This window comes from Methylobacterium sp. ARG-1 (genome assembly GCF_001262595.1).
In the GTDB taxonomy this organism is placed as follows: Bacteria; Pseudomonadota; Alphaproteobacteria; order Rhizobiales; family Beijerinckiaceae; genus Methylobacterium; species Methylobacterium brachiatum.
Genome location: NZ_LHCD01000030.1, coordinates 39,963 through 54,822 on the forward strand (window position 1 = coordinate 39,963; position 14,860 = coordinate 54,822).

Annotated in this window: 11 protein-coding genes; 4 read left to right on the forward strand and 7 right to left on the reverse strand. The window is 68.0% G+C overall.

Annotated features, from left to right (window positions below; translation table 11 throughout):
- Positions 1-36: 36 nt before the first annotated feature.
- The 4 genes from AKJ13_RS22835 to AKJ13_RS22850 form a co-directional block, all read right to left on the reverse strand.
- The gene (locus AKJ13_RS22835; protein ID WP_050735424.1) at positions 37-1,452 is read right to left on the reverse strand and encodes a lipopolysaccharide biosynthesis protein; all 1,416 of its coding nucleotides are present in this window, start codon (positions 1,450-1,452) and stop codon (positions 37-39) included.
- 190 nt (positions 1,453-1,642) lie between these two features.
- Positions 1,643-2,719, reverse strand: a complete 1,077-nt coding sequence (locus AKJ13_RS22840; RefSeq protein WP_050735425.1) for a glycosyltransferase family 4 protein — start codon at positions 2,717-2,719, stop codon at positions 1,643-1,645.
- Between the two features lie 203 nt (positions 2,720-2,922).
- Positions 2,923-3,939 carry a glycosyltransferase family 2 protein gene (locus tag AKJ13_RS22845; protein ID WP_050735426.1) on the reverse strand — a complete coding sequence of 339 codons (1,017 nt, stop codon included), beginning with the start codon at positions 3,937-3,939 and terminating at the stop codon, positions 2,923-2,925.
- Between the two features lie 418 nt (positions 3,940-4,357).
- Positions 4,358-5,704: an NAD(P)-binding protein gene (locus tag AKJ13_RS22850; protein WP_050735427.1), complete on the reverse strand. Its 1,347-nt coding sequence runs from the start codon at positions 5,702-5,704 to the stop codon at positions 4,358-4,360.
- An 881-nt stretch (positions 5,705-6,585) separates the two neighbouring features.
- Here AKJ13_RS22850 and selA point away from each other — a divergent pair.
- Positions 6,586-8,043 carry an L-seryl-tRNA(Sec) selenium transferase gene (selA, locus tag AKJ13_RS22855; RefSeq protein WP_050735428.1) on the forward strand — a complete coding sequence of 486 codons (1,458 nt, stop codon included), beginning with the start codon at positions 6,586-6,588 and terminating at the stop codon, positions 8,041-8,043.
- 114 nt (positions 8,044-8,157) lie between these two features.
- Positions 8,158-8,634, forward strand: a complete 477-nt coding sequence (locus AKJ13_RS22860; RefSeq protein WP_007561845.1) for a MarR family transcriptional regulator — start codon at positions 8,158-8,160, stop codon at positions 8,632-8,634.
- Between the two features lie 6 nt (positions 8,635-8,640).
- On the opposite strand, the gene AKJ13_RS22865 is transcribed toward AKJ13_RS22860, so the two are convergent.
- Positions 8,641-9,987 (reverse strand): pentapeptide repeat-containing protein, encoded by a 1,347-nt coding sequence (locus AKJ13_RS22865; RefSeq protein WP_050735429.1) that lies wholly within the window; start codon positions 9,985-9,987, stop codon positions 8,641-8,643.
- Between the two features lie 46 nt (positions 9,988-10,033).
- Complete coding sequence (locus tag AKJ13_RS22870) at positions 10,034-12,343, reverse strand: FdhF/YdeP family oxidoreductase (protein WP_050735430.1); 2,310 nt, start codon at positions 12,341-12,343, stop codon at positions 10,034-10,036.
- A gap of 156 nt (positions 12,344-12,499) precedes the next feature.
- Between AKJ13_RS22870 and AKJ13_RS22875 the strand changes: the two genes are divergently transcribed.
- Positions 12,500-12,673: a metallothionein gene (locus tag AKJ13_RS22875; RefSeq protein WP_050735431.1), complete on the forward strand. Its 174-nt coding sequence runs from the start codon at positions 12,500-12,502 to the stop codon at positions 12,671-12,673.
- 66 nt (positions 12,674-12,739) lie between these two features.
- Here the strand turns inward: AKJ13_RS22875 and AKJ13_RS22880 are convergent, their stop codons facing one another.
- Positions 12,740-13,027, reverse strand: coding sequence for an MTH1187 family thiamine-binding protein (locus AKJ13_RS22880; RefSeq protein ID WP_050735432.1), 288 nt, complete (start codon positions 13,025-13,027; stop codon positions 12,740-12,742).
- 341 nt (positions 13,028-13,368) lie between these two features.
- Between AKJ13_RS22880 and AKJ13_RS22885 the strand changes: the two genes are divergently transcribed.
- Positions 13,369-14,835 carry an integrase family protein gene (locus AKJ13_RS22885; RefSeq protein ID WP_144426346.1) on the forward strand — a complete coding sequence of 489 codons (1,467 nt, stop codon included), beginning with the start codon at positions 13,369-13,371 and terminating at the stop codon, positions 14,833-14,835.
- Positions 14,836-14,860 lie beyond the last annotated feature (25 nt).

A 14,860-nucleotide genomic window follows, 5' to 3' on the forward strand; every position in this document is an offset into this window, starting at 1 on the left:
CGATGTCCGGTCTTATCCGCGATCGATCGCCCGGGGTTATTGTCGCAGGGCGCGCAGGCGGAAGCCGCACAGGTGCATGGATGCGGCGTAGACAACGGCGCCGCACGCACTCATGGCGACCAACTGCGCGATCGAGGGGACGGCGAACCGCTGCAACAGGTTCTCCAGGAGGAGGACGGCCAAGGCCATTGCGATGCAGGACACCACGACCTGCCACAGATTGCGCATCTGCGCCGTGAGGCTGGTTCCGATCACGCGGCGCGCGTAAACGGCGCTGATCAGGAAATGCAGGGCGGCGGCGACGACCCGCGCGTACAGCATCAGCAGCAGGCCTCCCGTGTAGAAGGCGACCGTCAGCAGCGGGAGCTTCGTGACGGTTTCCAGAATGTTGATCTTCAACAACAGGTTGGGCTGATCGATCGCGACGCAGAGCGACGAGACCGGCTGATAATAGGCTGTCAGCATGACCGCGAGCGACAGCCACCGCAAATAGACCGACGCGGAGCTCCATTGGCTGCCGAGGAAGACGTCGACGATCTGGTCCGACGTCAGCGCGATCCCGATGCCCGCCGGCAGCGCGATGAACATCGTCAGGCGCGCCGCCTTGAGGAAGGAGAGGTGCAGGCGCTTCCGGTCGTCGGCCATCGTGGCGAACGCCGCCATGACTGGCCGCATGGCGGGACCGATCAGGCTCTGGGTCGGCATGACCGAGAAATCGCTCGCCAGGCTGTACCGGCCCAGGACGGCCTTCTCGACGTTGTAGCCCAGGAACACGCGGTCGTACTGCCAGCTGAACGCGGCCAGGACCTGCGAGGACGTGAACCAGCCGGTGAAGGCGGAGAAGTCGCGCAGCCGCTCCAGCGAGAGCCTGGGACTGTAGGGGGCCAGCACGTAGGACAGGATCGTCGGCATGAGCGACGACACAACGGGATTGATCACGAGCGCCCAATAGCCGCCGCCCGCGTAGAGCACCGCCACGGAGAGCAGGGCCGCGATGACCTTTCCCGAGAAATCCGCGACGAACGATACGCGGAAGTTCAGATCGCGGAAGAAGTGCACCATCGTCGGGCTGTAGAGGCTGCGCGTGATCGGCCCCAGCGCCAGGACGAGGATGAGCGGGACGAGCCGCGGATCGTCGTAGATATGCGCGACCGGCCAGGCGGCGAGCATCATCAGGACCGCGATCACCCCACCGCGCAGCAGGCCGAGCGTGAACGCGGTGTCCAGGTGCGATTTCTCGATCTTCTGCAGTCGCATCAGCGCCTGCACCAAGGGCACCTCGAGAACCATCTCGACGATCGCGACCAGCGAGACCGCGATCGCCGTCAGGCCGAAATCGGCCGGGGTCAGCATCCGGGCGAGGAGGAGCAGCGTTGCGAGGTCGATCACGCGCGACGACGTTCGGGCCGCGACACTCCAGCCGGCGCCACGCAACGTCTTGAGGGTGAGCATGAACCGATCCTGCGGGAGACGACATGCGACGGGATCGCGGCCGGCGCGAAACGTGATGTCTCTGTCCCTGAGAATGAACCCGGATATGGGCGATATGGCGATGACAGGCCTTATTGAGCCTATTGCCCCAATACACAGCCTGACACCCGCCGGGATAGCGGCTTCGCGTGACCCCTGGGTCCCGCCTGCGTCACGATGCGGAGGGCTTGGCCCTGGGTCCGATGGCGCGGCCGTAAACCTCGAGCGTCGCGCGCGCCACGCGGTCGATCCGCAGGTTCTCGATCCCGACCTGGCTCTTGGCGCGCCACGCCTTGAGCTGGTCCGGGTCGGTCACCAGCATCCGGAGCGCGTCGGCGATCCGGTCCGGAGATTTCGGCGGCACGAGGATCCCCGACTCGCCCTGGCCCAGGAGTTCGGGAATGCCGTCGACCTGAGTGGCGATCACCGCGCACCCGGCCTCCCGCGCCTCCGAGAGCACGAGGGGCGCCGGGTCTGCGTGAGAGGGCAGCACGAAGATGTCGGCGCCGAGCATCCACGGATAGGGATCGTCCTGCGGGCCGGTGAAGGCGATCGCGTCCGCGGACGCCATCGCCCGGGCCATCGCGGTGTAGCTATCCTGCGTGGGGCCGCCGCCGACCACGTAGAGCCGCGCTGCCGGATGCTGCGCGTGGACCGCGTCGAAGGCCTGCAGCAGGTCGGGCAAGCCCTTGCGGGGATGGAGGCCGCCGACGAACACGATCGCGGGGTGATCGAGGGATTTCGGAACCTCGGAACGGCCGGCCATCCGGGCGGAACCGATCGTCCCGTTCAGCACGACGTCGATCCGCGACGCCGCAATGCCGCGCTTCTGCATGGACTTGGCCACGGCGGCACTCACCGCGATGACGCGGTCGCCGAGCCCCATCAGGATGGCGCCCTTCTCGAACTCGTTGTGGACCGTCGTCACCAGCGCGACCCGGGTCAGCTTGCATGCGGGCCAGGCCAGGACGGCGCTCGTCATCATGTGCGCGTGGACGACATCCGGTCTCCAGCGCCGCAGAAGCCCGGTGAGCCCCACCATGGACTTCAGGACCGGGCCCGGGCGGCGCTCGTGATCGACGACGAAGGTCTCGATGCCGTTCGTCCGAAGCAGCTCGTCGAAATCGCCGCCCTGGCTCGCCATCGCGACGGTGTGGCCGAGCTTGACCTGTGCGCAGGCCAGATCGACGGCCGCATGCACATGCCCGTTCAGGCGGCGCCTATGATTGAGAAGATGCAGAATCCGCACGTTACACCGACGCTCGCTTCACCTGAGACATTCCCGACATCGCGTCCGGCCCTGGATGCCGCGTGACGCTCGGCGGTGCCGCGAGGCGCGACCCTAATCAACGTCGAAGATTAACACAAACCGTCCAGCGTTATTGGACTACGCATTGTCTGCGCTGTGCCTAGATATAGTGCGCACAGGTTGAATTTTGGACGGCCGAGCCTCTATTGCGAGGCGTTGGCGGCCCGCAGAAAGCGTCGCGCCGAGCGCTGCCCGACCGAGAACCGGAACGCGAGAAGCGCCTGTGCCTGGCGGAGCGGGGCCAGGAACATCGCCACGAAGAACAGCGCGGTCGCGACCTTCCACTTCAGCGGGCGCGGCTCCGTCAGGATGGCCCGAAGCAGGTCTAGGAAGCCGCGAGACCCGTATCGGGTTCCGCGGACCAGCGCGGCGGAAAAATCCATGAACCGAAAATAGTAGGTCCGCTCGGCCTCGATCAGAACCGCCTCCGGCCGCAACTGACCGACCAGCCGGCGCAGATGCGCCAACCGCAGTTCGAAGCGCCGGAGGTCGCGCTCGAACGTCTCGGCCCGCGGGGCACGCCCCAGCCCCGAATCGTTCTGCCCATGGACCCGGTACAGGCCGAGGGTCTCGGACAGGCTGACGACATCGCCCATGAATGGCGCCACGAGCAGGATCACGCCGTCGACCGCATTGTCGTACGCGCAGTGGTGCAGGACCTCGCAGACATCCCGCCGGAACACGTTCCCGGAAGTCGGCGGCGTCTGATAGACGCCCGAGCGCAGGATCTCGTCGACCACCTTGTCCTGGCTGCGGAAGGCCTCCAGCGCCGGGTAGCGCTCCGTGATGACCCGCCCGGTCGCGTCGATGCAGGTCAGGCAGAACTGGACCTTCGCGACACCGGGATCGAGGACTTGGAGGATGCGCGCGAGCGCGCCGGGCGCCAATTCGTCGTCCGCATCCAGGAACAGGACGAACGGCGCGCGTGTCTGTCCGAGACCGTACAGACACGCCGACCGCTGCCCGCCATTGGCGATCCGGTATGCGCGTGCGCCCGTCTCTTGGATCACGTCCCAGGACCGGTCCGTGGACCCGTCGTCGATCACCACGAGCTCGCAATCGGGCGTCTCCTGGTCGAGGACGCTCCGGATCGCCTTGCCCACGTAGGTCTCGTAATTGAAACACGTGATGACGACGGCGATTCTCGGCTCTTTCTCCACGACTGACGCCTACTCCGCTTCGCGCTCACGCAGGTCAGGCCCGTTCGCGCCCGCCGCGAGCCGATCGCTCCACCGCTCGCGTTCGGAGCGCACACCGTTTCAGCGCCCGACGGCGCCGTACCGAGCCTTCAAAGCCCCACCCCAGACGACGGAGCCGGGTACGGATTTCGCCCCGGTCTCTATCCTGCTCGGACGTCAAAATCCACTCGTCTACGTAGCCGATACGAGGGATGGATTAATCAATCCACGCGCGTCGGTCTGGTATGTCAGACCCTCAATTCTTCGTGCCCCCAACCTTGATCTTATGGTTGCATGCGGTGATGGGGCTGCAACCATGTCGATAGGTCAGGCGCGACCCCTGTCCGCGCTGCCATGGCCGGCGAAGGCGTCAGCCTGCGCGCACGGAGGTTTACCGGCGTCAGGACGCTCTCTGCGCCGGCCCGCGCCGCACCTGCGCCTCGGCATTCTGCGTGGAGACGCGGGCGGTCGGCTGATAATCGAAGCCGCCTTGCCGCCCGAAGGATTCGATCCCGAACGCGCGCAGCCGCGCCAGCGCCACCCCGACCCGCTCCTGCGCGCGGTTGATGTAGATGGGATAGGCGTTCGGCACGAAGCGGCTGCCCTCCAGTCGCAGGTCGCCGTCGAACAGATGATTGGCCGCCACGTGCGACCGGAAATCCCGCTCCGCGATCTCAAGGCTGTTCCCCGCCTGGGACGCGATGACCTCCACGCCGAAATACTCGCGCCCCTCGGCCGTGCCGTAGAAATCCGAGTACATGGTCAGGCGCTTCCAGAACCCGCCATGCGAGAAATTGTACAGGACCGCGCAGTCGAAGCCCTTCTTGCCCGAGAAGCTGAAGAACAGGCTGATCAGGGTCACCGACGTGAGGTTCTCGTCGGCGCCCAATCCGGAGATCTCGAGAGCGCGGTTGATCGGGATCGTCGACACGACCCGGTCCGCGGTCACGGTCCCACCGGTCGTGTCGAGATGGAACACTGACCCGGCCTTTCGGATCTGCGAGACGGCGCAGCCGAGCCGGAACTCGGTGCCCTGTCCGCGCAGTTTCGCGGCGGCGACCGCGTATAGATCGTCATAGCCCGATTTCGGCCGGGCGAGCTGTCGATTGGTCGGCGCCTCCGCCTTGCGGGGCCGTAGGTGCCGCAGCATCGCTCTCGGGGAGGAATGCTCCTTGATCCAGAGCATGCGCTTCTCGGCGAAATCGAGATCGACCTTCTCGGCGGCGATGCCGAAGAAGCGCATCATGTAGCTCTCGAGCCCGGACCGCCGCAGCAGGTAGTCGCCGATCCAGTACCGGGCGAAATCGCGCGCATTTCGGATCTTCGGCCGGGAGATCCGCGAATACAGGACGGACAACCCGATCCGGGCACAGCCCCACGGGCCGGAGCGCAGGATGTCGTCCTTGATCGACAGCGGATAGCCGGCGACAGCGCCCTGCGGCGTCAGCTTCCCCCAGGTCGGGTCGATGGGCACATACAACGGCAGCATCTCAGGGAAATGCACCAGCAACGGCGAGTCGTCCTGGAATATGAAACTGCCGATATCGAAGCTGTACGGGCCGATGGCGCAATCGATGTGGTTGCCGCCGTATTTCTCGAACTCGTCGAGAACGAGTATTCGACGGTACCCCTGCTCGATCAGGACCGCAGCCGAGACCAGGCCGCTGATGCCGGCCCCGAGCACGACGGCCTCGTAATGTTCGCGCGATCCCGGGTTCTCGATCGTCGGGACTACCTGCTCAACCATGTCTCATCTCAACCCGGCGATCACGATCTCTGGTCTTCATCGCGCGACAGACGCGTGAATCAGCATGTTTCCGAACGGGATGTGGCGCCCGTCGGGATGTCTATTTGCCCCATCGCCGATATTTTCCATTACAAATTGTGATTCGCTGAGCACTCGTATCGCATCCGGGGCAGGTCGGTAAATCTGTGGGTCTAGGCGGGAACGATTTTATTTCCGCGGGCGGATACATGCGTTGCAAGGGTGAGGCCGCGCCGGATCCCCTCGCGGCATTGTCAGTCGAAGTGCGTCGCATCGGTGAGGCCTTGAATGTCACGCGACCTGCATCGAGGCCTCGTCGAGAAATACGGATACGGATCGCAGCCGAGGTGGCTCGGCCTCGCCGGGAACCGAGTGCTGGAATGCAGAAGCTGCGGCGGCGATGCGCGGTAACCTCGACGGAGTCCCCTGTAAGGCGCCTGAACATCCCGATGCTGCTGCGCGGCCTGTCGTCGCGGGTGCCTGAGTCCCAGATGCGAAAGAGCCGTGTCCCGTGCAGTGTCAACCGGGCGCGGCTCGGACGCCCTGTCGCGCTCCCGGCTCAATCGCTTCGGATCTCTTCGGCGCCGTTGATGGCGTCGCCGATCGACGAACCGGCCTGGACCTCGATCAGCCCCAGCTGGACCCTGATCGAGGGTGCCGCTGACAACCCGCTCGGTGCTCGGCACGGCGATCCCGGTTCCGCAGGGACAGGCGTCAGGCGGGTGCGACTTGGATCTGTTTCACTCACAAACGGTCGACGGTTTCCACCTGCTCAAGCCACTCCCAGACCAATCCTGCGGGGATCGCGCGCGCGCCGGGCCGGGGTAGTCCTTGGCGCGGGCATCGTTATCTCTCAGCGGACCATGACATCCTCAGCGACAGCCCGCCCGACCCCCGAAGACGCCGCACAGGGCCAACGCCGGATCCCTTCGGTGGAACGTCTCGTCGGTGGGGCCTCGGAGGAGATCGTGGCCGCTTATGGGCGCACGGCCTTCACCGCGGCGGTGCGGGCCGTCCTCGCCGAGATCCGGGCGGAGGGCGGTACGGTGCCGGATGCGGCGGCGATCCGTGAGGCGGCGGCCCGGAACCTCGCTTCCGAGCGGCGCCCGTCCCTGCGGCCGGTGTTCAACCTCACCGGCACGGTGCTGCACACCAATCTGGGCCGTGCCCTCCTGCCGCGCTCGGCCGCCGAGGCGGTGGCCGCCGTGATGGTCCAGGCCAGCAACCTCGAATTCGATCTCGCCACCGGCGCAAGGGGCGAGCGCGACGACCATGTGGAAGGGCTGATCTGCCGCCTGACCGGGGCCGAGGCCGCCGTGGTGGTCAACAACAACGCCGCCGCGGTCCTGCTGGTGCTGAACGCCCTCGCCATGCGCAAGGAAGTCGTGGTCTCGCGCGGCGAATTGGTGGAGATCGGCGGCTCGTTCCGGGTCCCCGACGTGATGGCCCGCGCCGGCTGCCGGCTGCGCGAGGTCGGCACCACCAACCGCACGCATCTGCACGATTTCGCCGAGGCGCTCGGGCCGCGCACCGGCCTCGTCATGAAGGTGCATCCGAGCAACTACGCGATCACCGGCTTCACCGCCGAGGCGGATCCGATCGCGCTCCATGCGCTCTGCCGAGAGCACGGCGTGCCCCTGGCGGAGGATCTCGGCAGCGGCAGCCTGGTCGATCTCGCCGCCTACGGCCTGCCGCCCGAGCCCACCGTCCGGGCGGCCCTGGCCCGGGCGGATGTGGTGACCTTCAGCGGCGACAAGCTGCTCGGCGCCGTCCAGTGCGGGATCGTGGCCGGACGCAAGGACCTGATCGCCCGGGTGCGCAAGAACCCGCTCAAGCGGGCACTGCGGGTGGACAAGATGACCTACGCGGCCCTGGAGGCGGTGCTGCGCCTCTATCTCCACCCCGAGCGGCTGACCGAGGAATTGCCGACCCTGCGCCTGCTGACCCGCCCGCGCGCGGCGATCGACGCGCAGGCCCGGGCCATCGCGCCCGCGGTCGCGGACCGGGTCTCCGGCTGGGCCACGGTGTCGGTCGGGGATTGCATCAGCCAGATCGGCTCCGGCGCCCTGCCGGTCGAGACCATGCCGAGTGCCGCCCTGGTGCTGGTGCCGGACGGGGATAGCGGGCGGCGCGGGGCCGGGGGGCGTTGCAAGCGGCTGGCCGAGCGCCTGCGCGGATTGCCGGTACCGGTGATCGGCCGCATCAGCGACGATACGCTGGTGCTCGACCTGCGTACGCTGGAGGACGAAGCCGGGTTCTTGGACAGCCTATCGAACTTGTCATCCCCAGGTGTCGCAACGCCGGACCGACGGGGTTGTTGAGAAAGAGCTGGTCGAGCAGGAGCTTGCGCGTGTGGCGAGCATGTTATGCTAGGATGACCAACCCGCGGTCGCGGTGCGAGACAGGCGGCACTCGGACCGCGATGGGCGAGACACATGTCGTATTCAGTGGACACGATCGAGACGGAGCAGGCGATGGATCCGCTGCTCCTCGATAACCAGCTTTGCTACGCGCTCTACGCGGCCGCGCACCGGATGACGAAGTCTTACCGGCCGCTGCTGGAGCGGCTCGGCCTGACCTATCCGCAATATCTCGTCCTGCTGGTGCTGTGGGAGCAGGACGGCGTGACCGTCTCGGAGATCGGCCGGCGGCTGCGGCTCGATTCCGGCACGCTCACGCCGGTGCTGAAGCGCCTGGAAAGCGCGGGCTTCCTGGTCCGGACCCGGCGCCAATCCGATGAGCGCGAGGTCGAGATCGCGCTCACCCCGCAGGGCGCGGCCCTGCGGGCGGAGGCGGTCACGGTGCGCGAGAGCGTGATGTGCCAGCTGGAACTCAGCGAGCCGGAGATCCGGGCCCTGCGCAAGGATCTCGGGACCCTGATCGAGCGGCTGAGCGCGAACGGCAACGACTGACGGACCTCACCGCCGCAGGCGGTTGCCCAGGACGAAGCCGTAGAGCCCCATCAGTATGATCCCGACCGCGCCTTCCAGGCCGACCAGCAGGTTGGTGACCCGCCCGGTCGGCTTAAGGCCGATCTCCGGCGGGTTGGCGGTCATCATGTTGAGGGCGCTGTAGCTCATCAGGTCGATCGGGTTGTAGGTCGGCCCCGCCTCAGGCCCCTCCACCACGAACAGGCCGCCGGTGAGCCCGTAGAGGCCGGCGAAGACGAGGATCAGCAGCGCGAAGGCCCGGGCGATGCGCGACAGGCTCTCGCCGTAATCGCACAGCCATTCGACGAAGCGGTCGGCGGTCCAGCGGTAGCCGTGGCGCAGGATTCCGGCCCAGTCCCGCTCGGCCCAGGCGGCGCGCGCCTGTTGCCCGGCCTGGAAGCGGCCCATCCGGCGGCCGCGCTTGTAGGCCCAGCTCGCCGCATCGTGGCTGCCGATGCTTTTCCAGTTCTGCTCCAGGGCGAGGTAGCTCGCCTGCGCCAGCTCATAGGCGCCGGTTACCTCCTCGCCCACGGCGCCGCCGAGCTGCTCGACGCTCATCCGGGTGCCGTTGAGCCAGGCGCCGGCGAAGCGGGCATGCCGCAGCCGACAGGTGGCCAGGTTGAGCCGCACGAGATCGGTATCCGACAGGTCGGCGCCGGACAGGTCGGCGCCGTCGAGCTTCGCCCCGGTGAACTTGGCGCCCCGCAGGCGCGAGCCAGCCAGCGAGGCCTTGGTCAGGCTGGCGCCCTCGAAATCGGCATGGGTCAGGTTGGCGTCGGCGAGCTTGGCCTCGTCGAGCCGCGCATTCCGGAACACGGTGTCGTCCGCGTCGGCGCCGGAGAAATCCGCCCCCCAGAGGTCGGCCTCCGCGAAGCTCGCCCCGTCCAGGAGCGCGCCCGACAGATCCGCGAAGCGCATCGCCGCCTGGCCGAAGCGCGCATCCTCCAGCATGGCGGAGGCGAACTTGACCTGCCCGGCCACGATGCCTGTGAAATCCGCCCCCGACATGTCCGCCTCGGACAGGTCGGCCTCCTCCAGGATCGCCCCGACGAAGCGAGTCGAGCGCCCGACCGCCCCGGTGAGGCTCGCCCGGCGCAGGTTGGCCCCGGACAGGTCGGCCTCCTCCATGCGGGCGCGCGACAGGTCGGCCTCGGCGAGCGGAAGGCCGCCCGATTCCGCGTCGGCCGGCGCGGTCCCGCCGGCGGCGAGCGCGGTGCCGCTCGCATCGACATGCGCGAGGTCGAGACCCGGCTCGCGGACGGGCGTGCCGGCCGCGATCAGGTCCAGGAGCCCGCGCAGGCGCGGCTCCACGTCTCGGGGCGTGACCTGATCCATCCGGGCTCTTTGCCGGAGAGAACGGCGCCGCGCCAGATCCCCCGGTTCAGGTCGCGGCCGTCACCCGCACGGTGATCGCCTTGGCGGCGGGGGTCTTGGATTGCTCGTCATGGTGCCAGAGCGGCAGCAGGACGTTCAATTCCGGATAGTAGCCGCCGCAATTTCCCGGCGGGATGTCGTAGGCGATCACCCGCAGGCCGCCGACGCGCCGCGCGATCTGATCGCCGGCCACCGCCTCGACATCGACGGAGCCGCCATCCTTGAGCCCGAGCCGGGCGATGTCGGCCCGGTTCATGAACAGGATGTCCCGGGTGCCCTTCACGCCCCGGAAGCGGTCGTCGTAGCCGTAGACCGTGGTGTTGAACTGGTCGTTCGAGCGCAGCGTGATCAGGTCGAGCACGTCCGGGCCGCGCGCCGGCAAGTCGGGATCGGCCTCAAGCCCTTCCGGCACCGCGAAATTCGCCTTGCCGGTGTCGGTCTCCCATTTCCGGTCACGGGCGCCGAGCGGCTTGGTGATCCCGCCGGGGCGGAACATCTGGCCGTTCAGGTCGTGGAACACCTTCGGGTAGGTCGCCTCGATCGCGTCGCGCACCCGGGCGTAATCGGCGACCCAGGCATTCCAGTCGATCCGCGGGTTCGGGGGTACCGACGCCTTGGCGATCTCGGCCACGATCCAGGGCTCGGAGCGGACATCGGGGCCGACCGGATCGGATACGCCCCGGGAGCCGTGGAAGCGCGCGGTGGAATCCTCCATCGAGACCGCCTGCGGACCGCTGGCTTGCTGGTCGATCTCGATCCGGCCGAGGCAGGGCAGGATGTAGGCGACGGTTCCGTTGACCAGGTGCGAGCGGTTGAGCTTGGTCGAGATCTGCACGGTCAGGCGCTGCCGCCGCCACGCCGGCTCCATGCGCCCGGTATCGGGAACTGCGCGCAGGAAGTTGCCGCCGAGGCTGACGAAGGCCCGGACGCTGCCGTCGAGGATGCCCTCGCAGGTCTCGACCGTGTTGAGCCCCTTCTCCCGCGGCGGCTCGAAATCGTAGAGTTCCTTAAGCTTGTCGAGGGGCACCAGCTCCGGCTTTTCGGAGATGCCCACCGTGCGCTGGCCCTGCACGTTGGAATGGCCGCGCACCGGGCAGATCCCGGCGCCGGGCTTGCCGATATTGCCGCGCAGCAGCAGGAGGTTGACCAGCATCCGCACCGTTTCGGTGCCCTTGCGGTGCTGGGTCAGCCCCATCCCGTAGATGCCGATCACCGCCTTGGCCCGGGCGTAGGTGCCGGCCGCGGCTTCGAGGGCCGGGCGGGTCAGGCCGGAGCGCCGCTCGATCCCCGCCCAATCCTGGCTGTCGCAGAACGCCACGAAATCCTCGAAGCCGTGCGTGTGCTCGGCGATGAAGGCGTGGTCGAGGATGGCGGGCCGACCGGACGTTGTCGCCTCCCGGTCCATGGCGATCAGGACCTTGCACAGGCCGGTGATCGCCGCGAGGTCGCCGCCGGCCTTCACCTGATGGTACTGGGTCGAGATCTTGGTGGCCGAGCGCGTCAGCATCTCCACCGGCGATTGCGGGTTGGTGAAGCGCTCGAGCCCGCGCTCGCGCAGCGGGTTGAAGGTGATGATCTGCGCCCCCCGGCGCCGCGCCTCCTGGAGTGGGTGGAGCATCCGGGGCGCGTTCGAGCCGACATTCTGGCCGAAGAAGAAGATCAGGTCGGTGGACTCGAAATCCTCCAGCAGGACCGTGCCGACCGGCGCGCCGATCGATTGCGGCAGCGCCACCGAGGTCGGCTCGTGGCACATGTTCGATGAGTCCGGCAGGTTGTTGTTGCCGTAGAGGCGCGCCAGCAGCGCCCACATATAGCTGGTCTCGAGGGACGCCCGGCCGGAGGCGTAGAACACCACCGATTTCGGATCCTCGGCGCGCAGCGCCTGCAATTCCCGCCCGATCTCCGCGAAGGCCTCACCCCAGGAAACCGGCCGGTACCGGTCGGTCTCGGCATCGTAGCGCATCGGATGCGTCAGGCGGCCCTGCTCCTCCAGCGCGTAATCGCTCCAGCCGAGCAACTCGGTGACGGTGTGGGCGGCGAAGAAGTCTGGGGTCGCCCGCCGGCGGGTCTGTTCCCAGGCGGTCGCCTTGGCGCCGTTCTCGCAATACTCGAAGGCCAGGGGCTTGGCCGGCTTCGCCCAGGCGCAGGAGACGCACATGAAGCCGTCCGGCTTGTTCTGCTTGAGCAGCATCGCCGAGCCGGTGACCGGCACGCCCTCGCGAGTCAGGATCTCGACCAGCGAGCGGGCCGAGCCCCAGCCGCCCGCCGGGCTGTCATAGGGTTCGATCCGCACGTCGCCGGTGTTCTGCTCGCTCATGCCGTCCTCCTCCCGGGACGCGCACGTCCGGACGAGGGTGAACGCACGAAGGGGCCGGTCGGATCACGGGCGCGTCACCGCGGCGGCGATCCGCTTCCGCCCGGGGCAGCGCGGCGCTAGGCTGGGCCGGCGGACGAATCGTCTGAGGAGAAGGTTATGGCCAGCGTCGACGTCGAGATGGTAAAATGCGCCTGTCAGGACTGCGTGTGCGTGGTCCAATTGACCAAGGCCGTATCCCGGGACGGCAAGGCCTATTGCTGTGACGATTGCGCCGACAGTCACAAGGATCACGCCGGCTGCGAGCATGCCGGCTGCGCCTGCCACGGCTGAGCGGTTTCGGACTTGAAAGAACCGCGCGACGGCGTGGCCGCCGCGCGGTGCCCCGGGGGCGACCCGTCAGGAGACGGCCGCGAGCTTGTCGGCCATGGATTGCTCCTTATCCCGCCGGGTCGAGAAGATCAGCGTGAAGAAGGTCCGCTCGACGCCCAACTCGGCCAGCCGCGCCTCGCAGCGCTCGGCCAGGGCGCAGATCTCCGACAAATCGGCCTCGATGTTGGTGCCATTGGGATGCATTGTGGCGGTTAGGCCGCTCGCCTCGATGATCGCCTTGATCTCGCGCACATAGGGCGAGACCGACGGCCCGACGCCCATCGGCACGATGCACAGGTCGGCGGATACCTTCATGGTGATGCTTCCCGAGGGGCCCGAACACGGCGAATGGCCGCCAACGAAAGGGCGGAGGGCTGAAACCGGATGGGTGGGCGCCTGACCGGGCGGGCCGTGCGGCGATGCCGGAGCTCCGTTATCCCGTTATGGGGCGGGCGTGGAGCGGGTGAAGGGAATCGAACCCTCGTATTCAGCTTGGAAGGCTGAATTGTCAACCCGAGCGTATCCCTTCCGCCCAGGGTTTCGGTAACCAACCGCCTCAATATACAGGGGAAATCGCCGGCCTAGGGTTAACACCGGGGTTGCGGGGGCGATTCGGGTCAGGTGGTATCCGGGTGGTATCCAGCCGGGGGGACTACATGGCCGTCGAGGGTGGCAGGGGCTCGTACGCCCGGGAGCGCGTGCCGCTCACCGCCGGGCACGTGACGAAGGCCCGCGCGCTGATCCGGAAGGGCGAGGTCCCGGGGCGCGGCCTCGACCTCGTCGACACCGAATGTGCCGGCCTCGTCCTGCGCGTGACCCGGAATTCCGCGACGTGGCTCAGGAAGTCGAAGGCCGGAACGGTGCGCATCGGCGACGCCAACATCATCAGCCTCGCGCAGGCCCGGGACCAGGCCGAGCGCATCCGCCTCGCCGTGCCGGGCCTGCACCAGCCCAAGGCGGAGACCCGCATCTACGAGGAAGTCCTGCGCCGGACCGGAAGCGTCGAGGAGGCCCTGGACGCCGCGTGGCCCGAGGAGGAGCCGGAGACGCAGACCGCCGAAGCACGCCGGCGGGACGGGCCCTGGGTCGTCGGCGACTTGATCGACGCGTTCCTCGCCTGGAAGCTCCCGAAGCTCAAGGCCGGACGCTGGCGTGCCAGCTATGAGGGGTACCTCAGGCATCCCGAGATGGCCGGCCTGTCAATGGTAACCGTCGCCGCCCTGGACCTGGAGACAATGCTCGGCGTCCGGCAGCGGCTGCTTGAGGACGGCACGACGAAGCGGTCCGCTGCCAAGAGGGTCATCGGCCAGTTCCGCGATGCGATGACCTGGGGCTGGCGGGAGCAGCCGCTGCGATGCCGGCTCGTCCGGATGGAGTTCCCGTGGTGGGACCGGCTGACCGTCGACTACGCCTCTGGGACGCGGACCCACGTGCCGACCGTGGACGAGCTCGCCAGAACCCTCGTGGTTGCGGAACGACACCGCTCGCTCGGGCAGACGGAGCACGCCACCGGCGCCGGGCTGCTCGGTGCGCTCTGGGCCGTCGTGCTGACCGCCCAACGCACCGGTGCCCTGGTGACCACCGAAGTCGGCTCGTGCGTCCCGCAATTCAGCAACAGCTTGCCCGGCTGGACCGCCGTCGGCTGGCCGGGAACGGTGATGAAGTCAAAGCTGCCGCACGGCCTTCCTGTTCCTCCGGATGCCTGGGCGATCATTGAACGCTACCGGCAGGAAGACGCGTGGGGCCGGGAGAAGCCTTCACCCTGGATGTTCCCGTCCCGTCGCGGCGAGGGGCACATCTCCTACCTGGCGCTCAATCAACTGCTCGCCCGGCTGCAGGGCCTGCGCGAGGGCAAGCCCGACCCAAGCAAGGCCGACCTGTTCGCCCTGTACGGCATCCGGCGCTGGACCCCGCATGACGTCCGTCGGGGGGCTCGCCACGTTTCTCGGCGAGCGTCGCCTGGGCGGGGCCGCGGCGGCCATCCTGGACCACGTCGACGGGAAGTCAGACGAGCGCGAGCGGACCGCCGCGGTCACCCGCCTCCACTACGACCGGGCCCAGCGCGTGGAGCTCAAGGCCGAGGGGATGACCCTGTGGTGCGAGGCGATCCTCGCCGCCTATGAGCGGGAGCGCGAGGCCGTCGCCCGC

What these genes read in the sequence shown, in the direction of transcription:
- AKJ13_RS22835 (WP_050735424.1), bottom strand. Translation starts at nt 1,452, where the DNA reads ATGCTCACCCTCAAGACGTTGCGTGGCGCCGGCTGGAGTGTCGCGGCC.
- AKJ13_RS22850 (WP_050735427.1), bottom strand. Translation starts at nt 5,704, where the DNA reads ATGGTTGAGCAGGTAGTCCCGACGATCGAGAACCCGGGATCGCGCGAA.
- selA (WP_050735428.1), top strand. Translation starts at nt 6,586, where the DNA reads ATGACATCCTCAGCGACAGCCCGCCCGACCCCCGAAGACGCCGCACAG.
- AKJ13_RS22860 (WP_007561845.1), top strand. Translation starts at nt 8,158, where the DNA reads ATGTCGTATTCAGTGGACACGATCGAGACGGAGCAGGCGATGGATCCG.
- AKJ13_RS22865 (WP_050735429.1), bottom strand. Translation starts at nt 9,987, where the DNA reads ATGGATCAGGTCACGCCCCGAGACGTGGAGCCGCGCCTGCGCGGGCTC.
- AKJ13_RS22870 (WP_050735430.1), bottom strand. Translation starts at nt 12,343, where the DNA reads ATGAGCGAGCAGAACACCGGCGACGTGCGGATCGAACCCTATGACAGC.
- AKJ13_RS22875 (WP_050735431.1), top strand. Translation starts at nt 12,500, where the DNA reads ATGGCCAGCGTCGACGTCGAGATGGTAAAATGCGCCTGTCAGGACTGC.
- AKJ13_RS22880 (WP_050735432.1), bottom strand. Translation starts at nt 13,027, where the DNA reads ATGAAGGTATCCGCCGACCTGTGCATCGTGCCGATGGGCGTCGGGCCG.
- AKJ13_RS22885 (WP_144426346.1), top strand. Translation starts at nt 13,369, where the DNA reads ATGGCCGTCGAGGGTGGCAGGGGCTCGTACGCCCGGGAGCGCGTGCCG.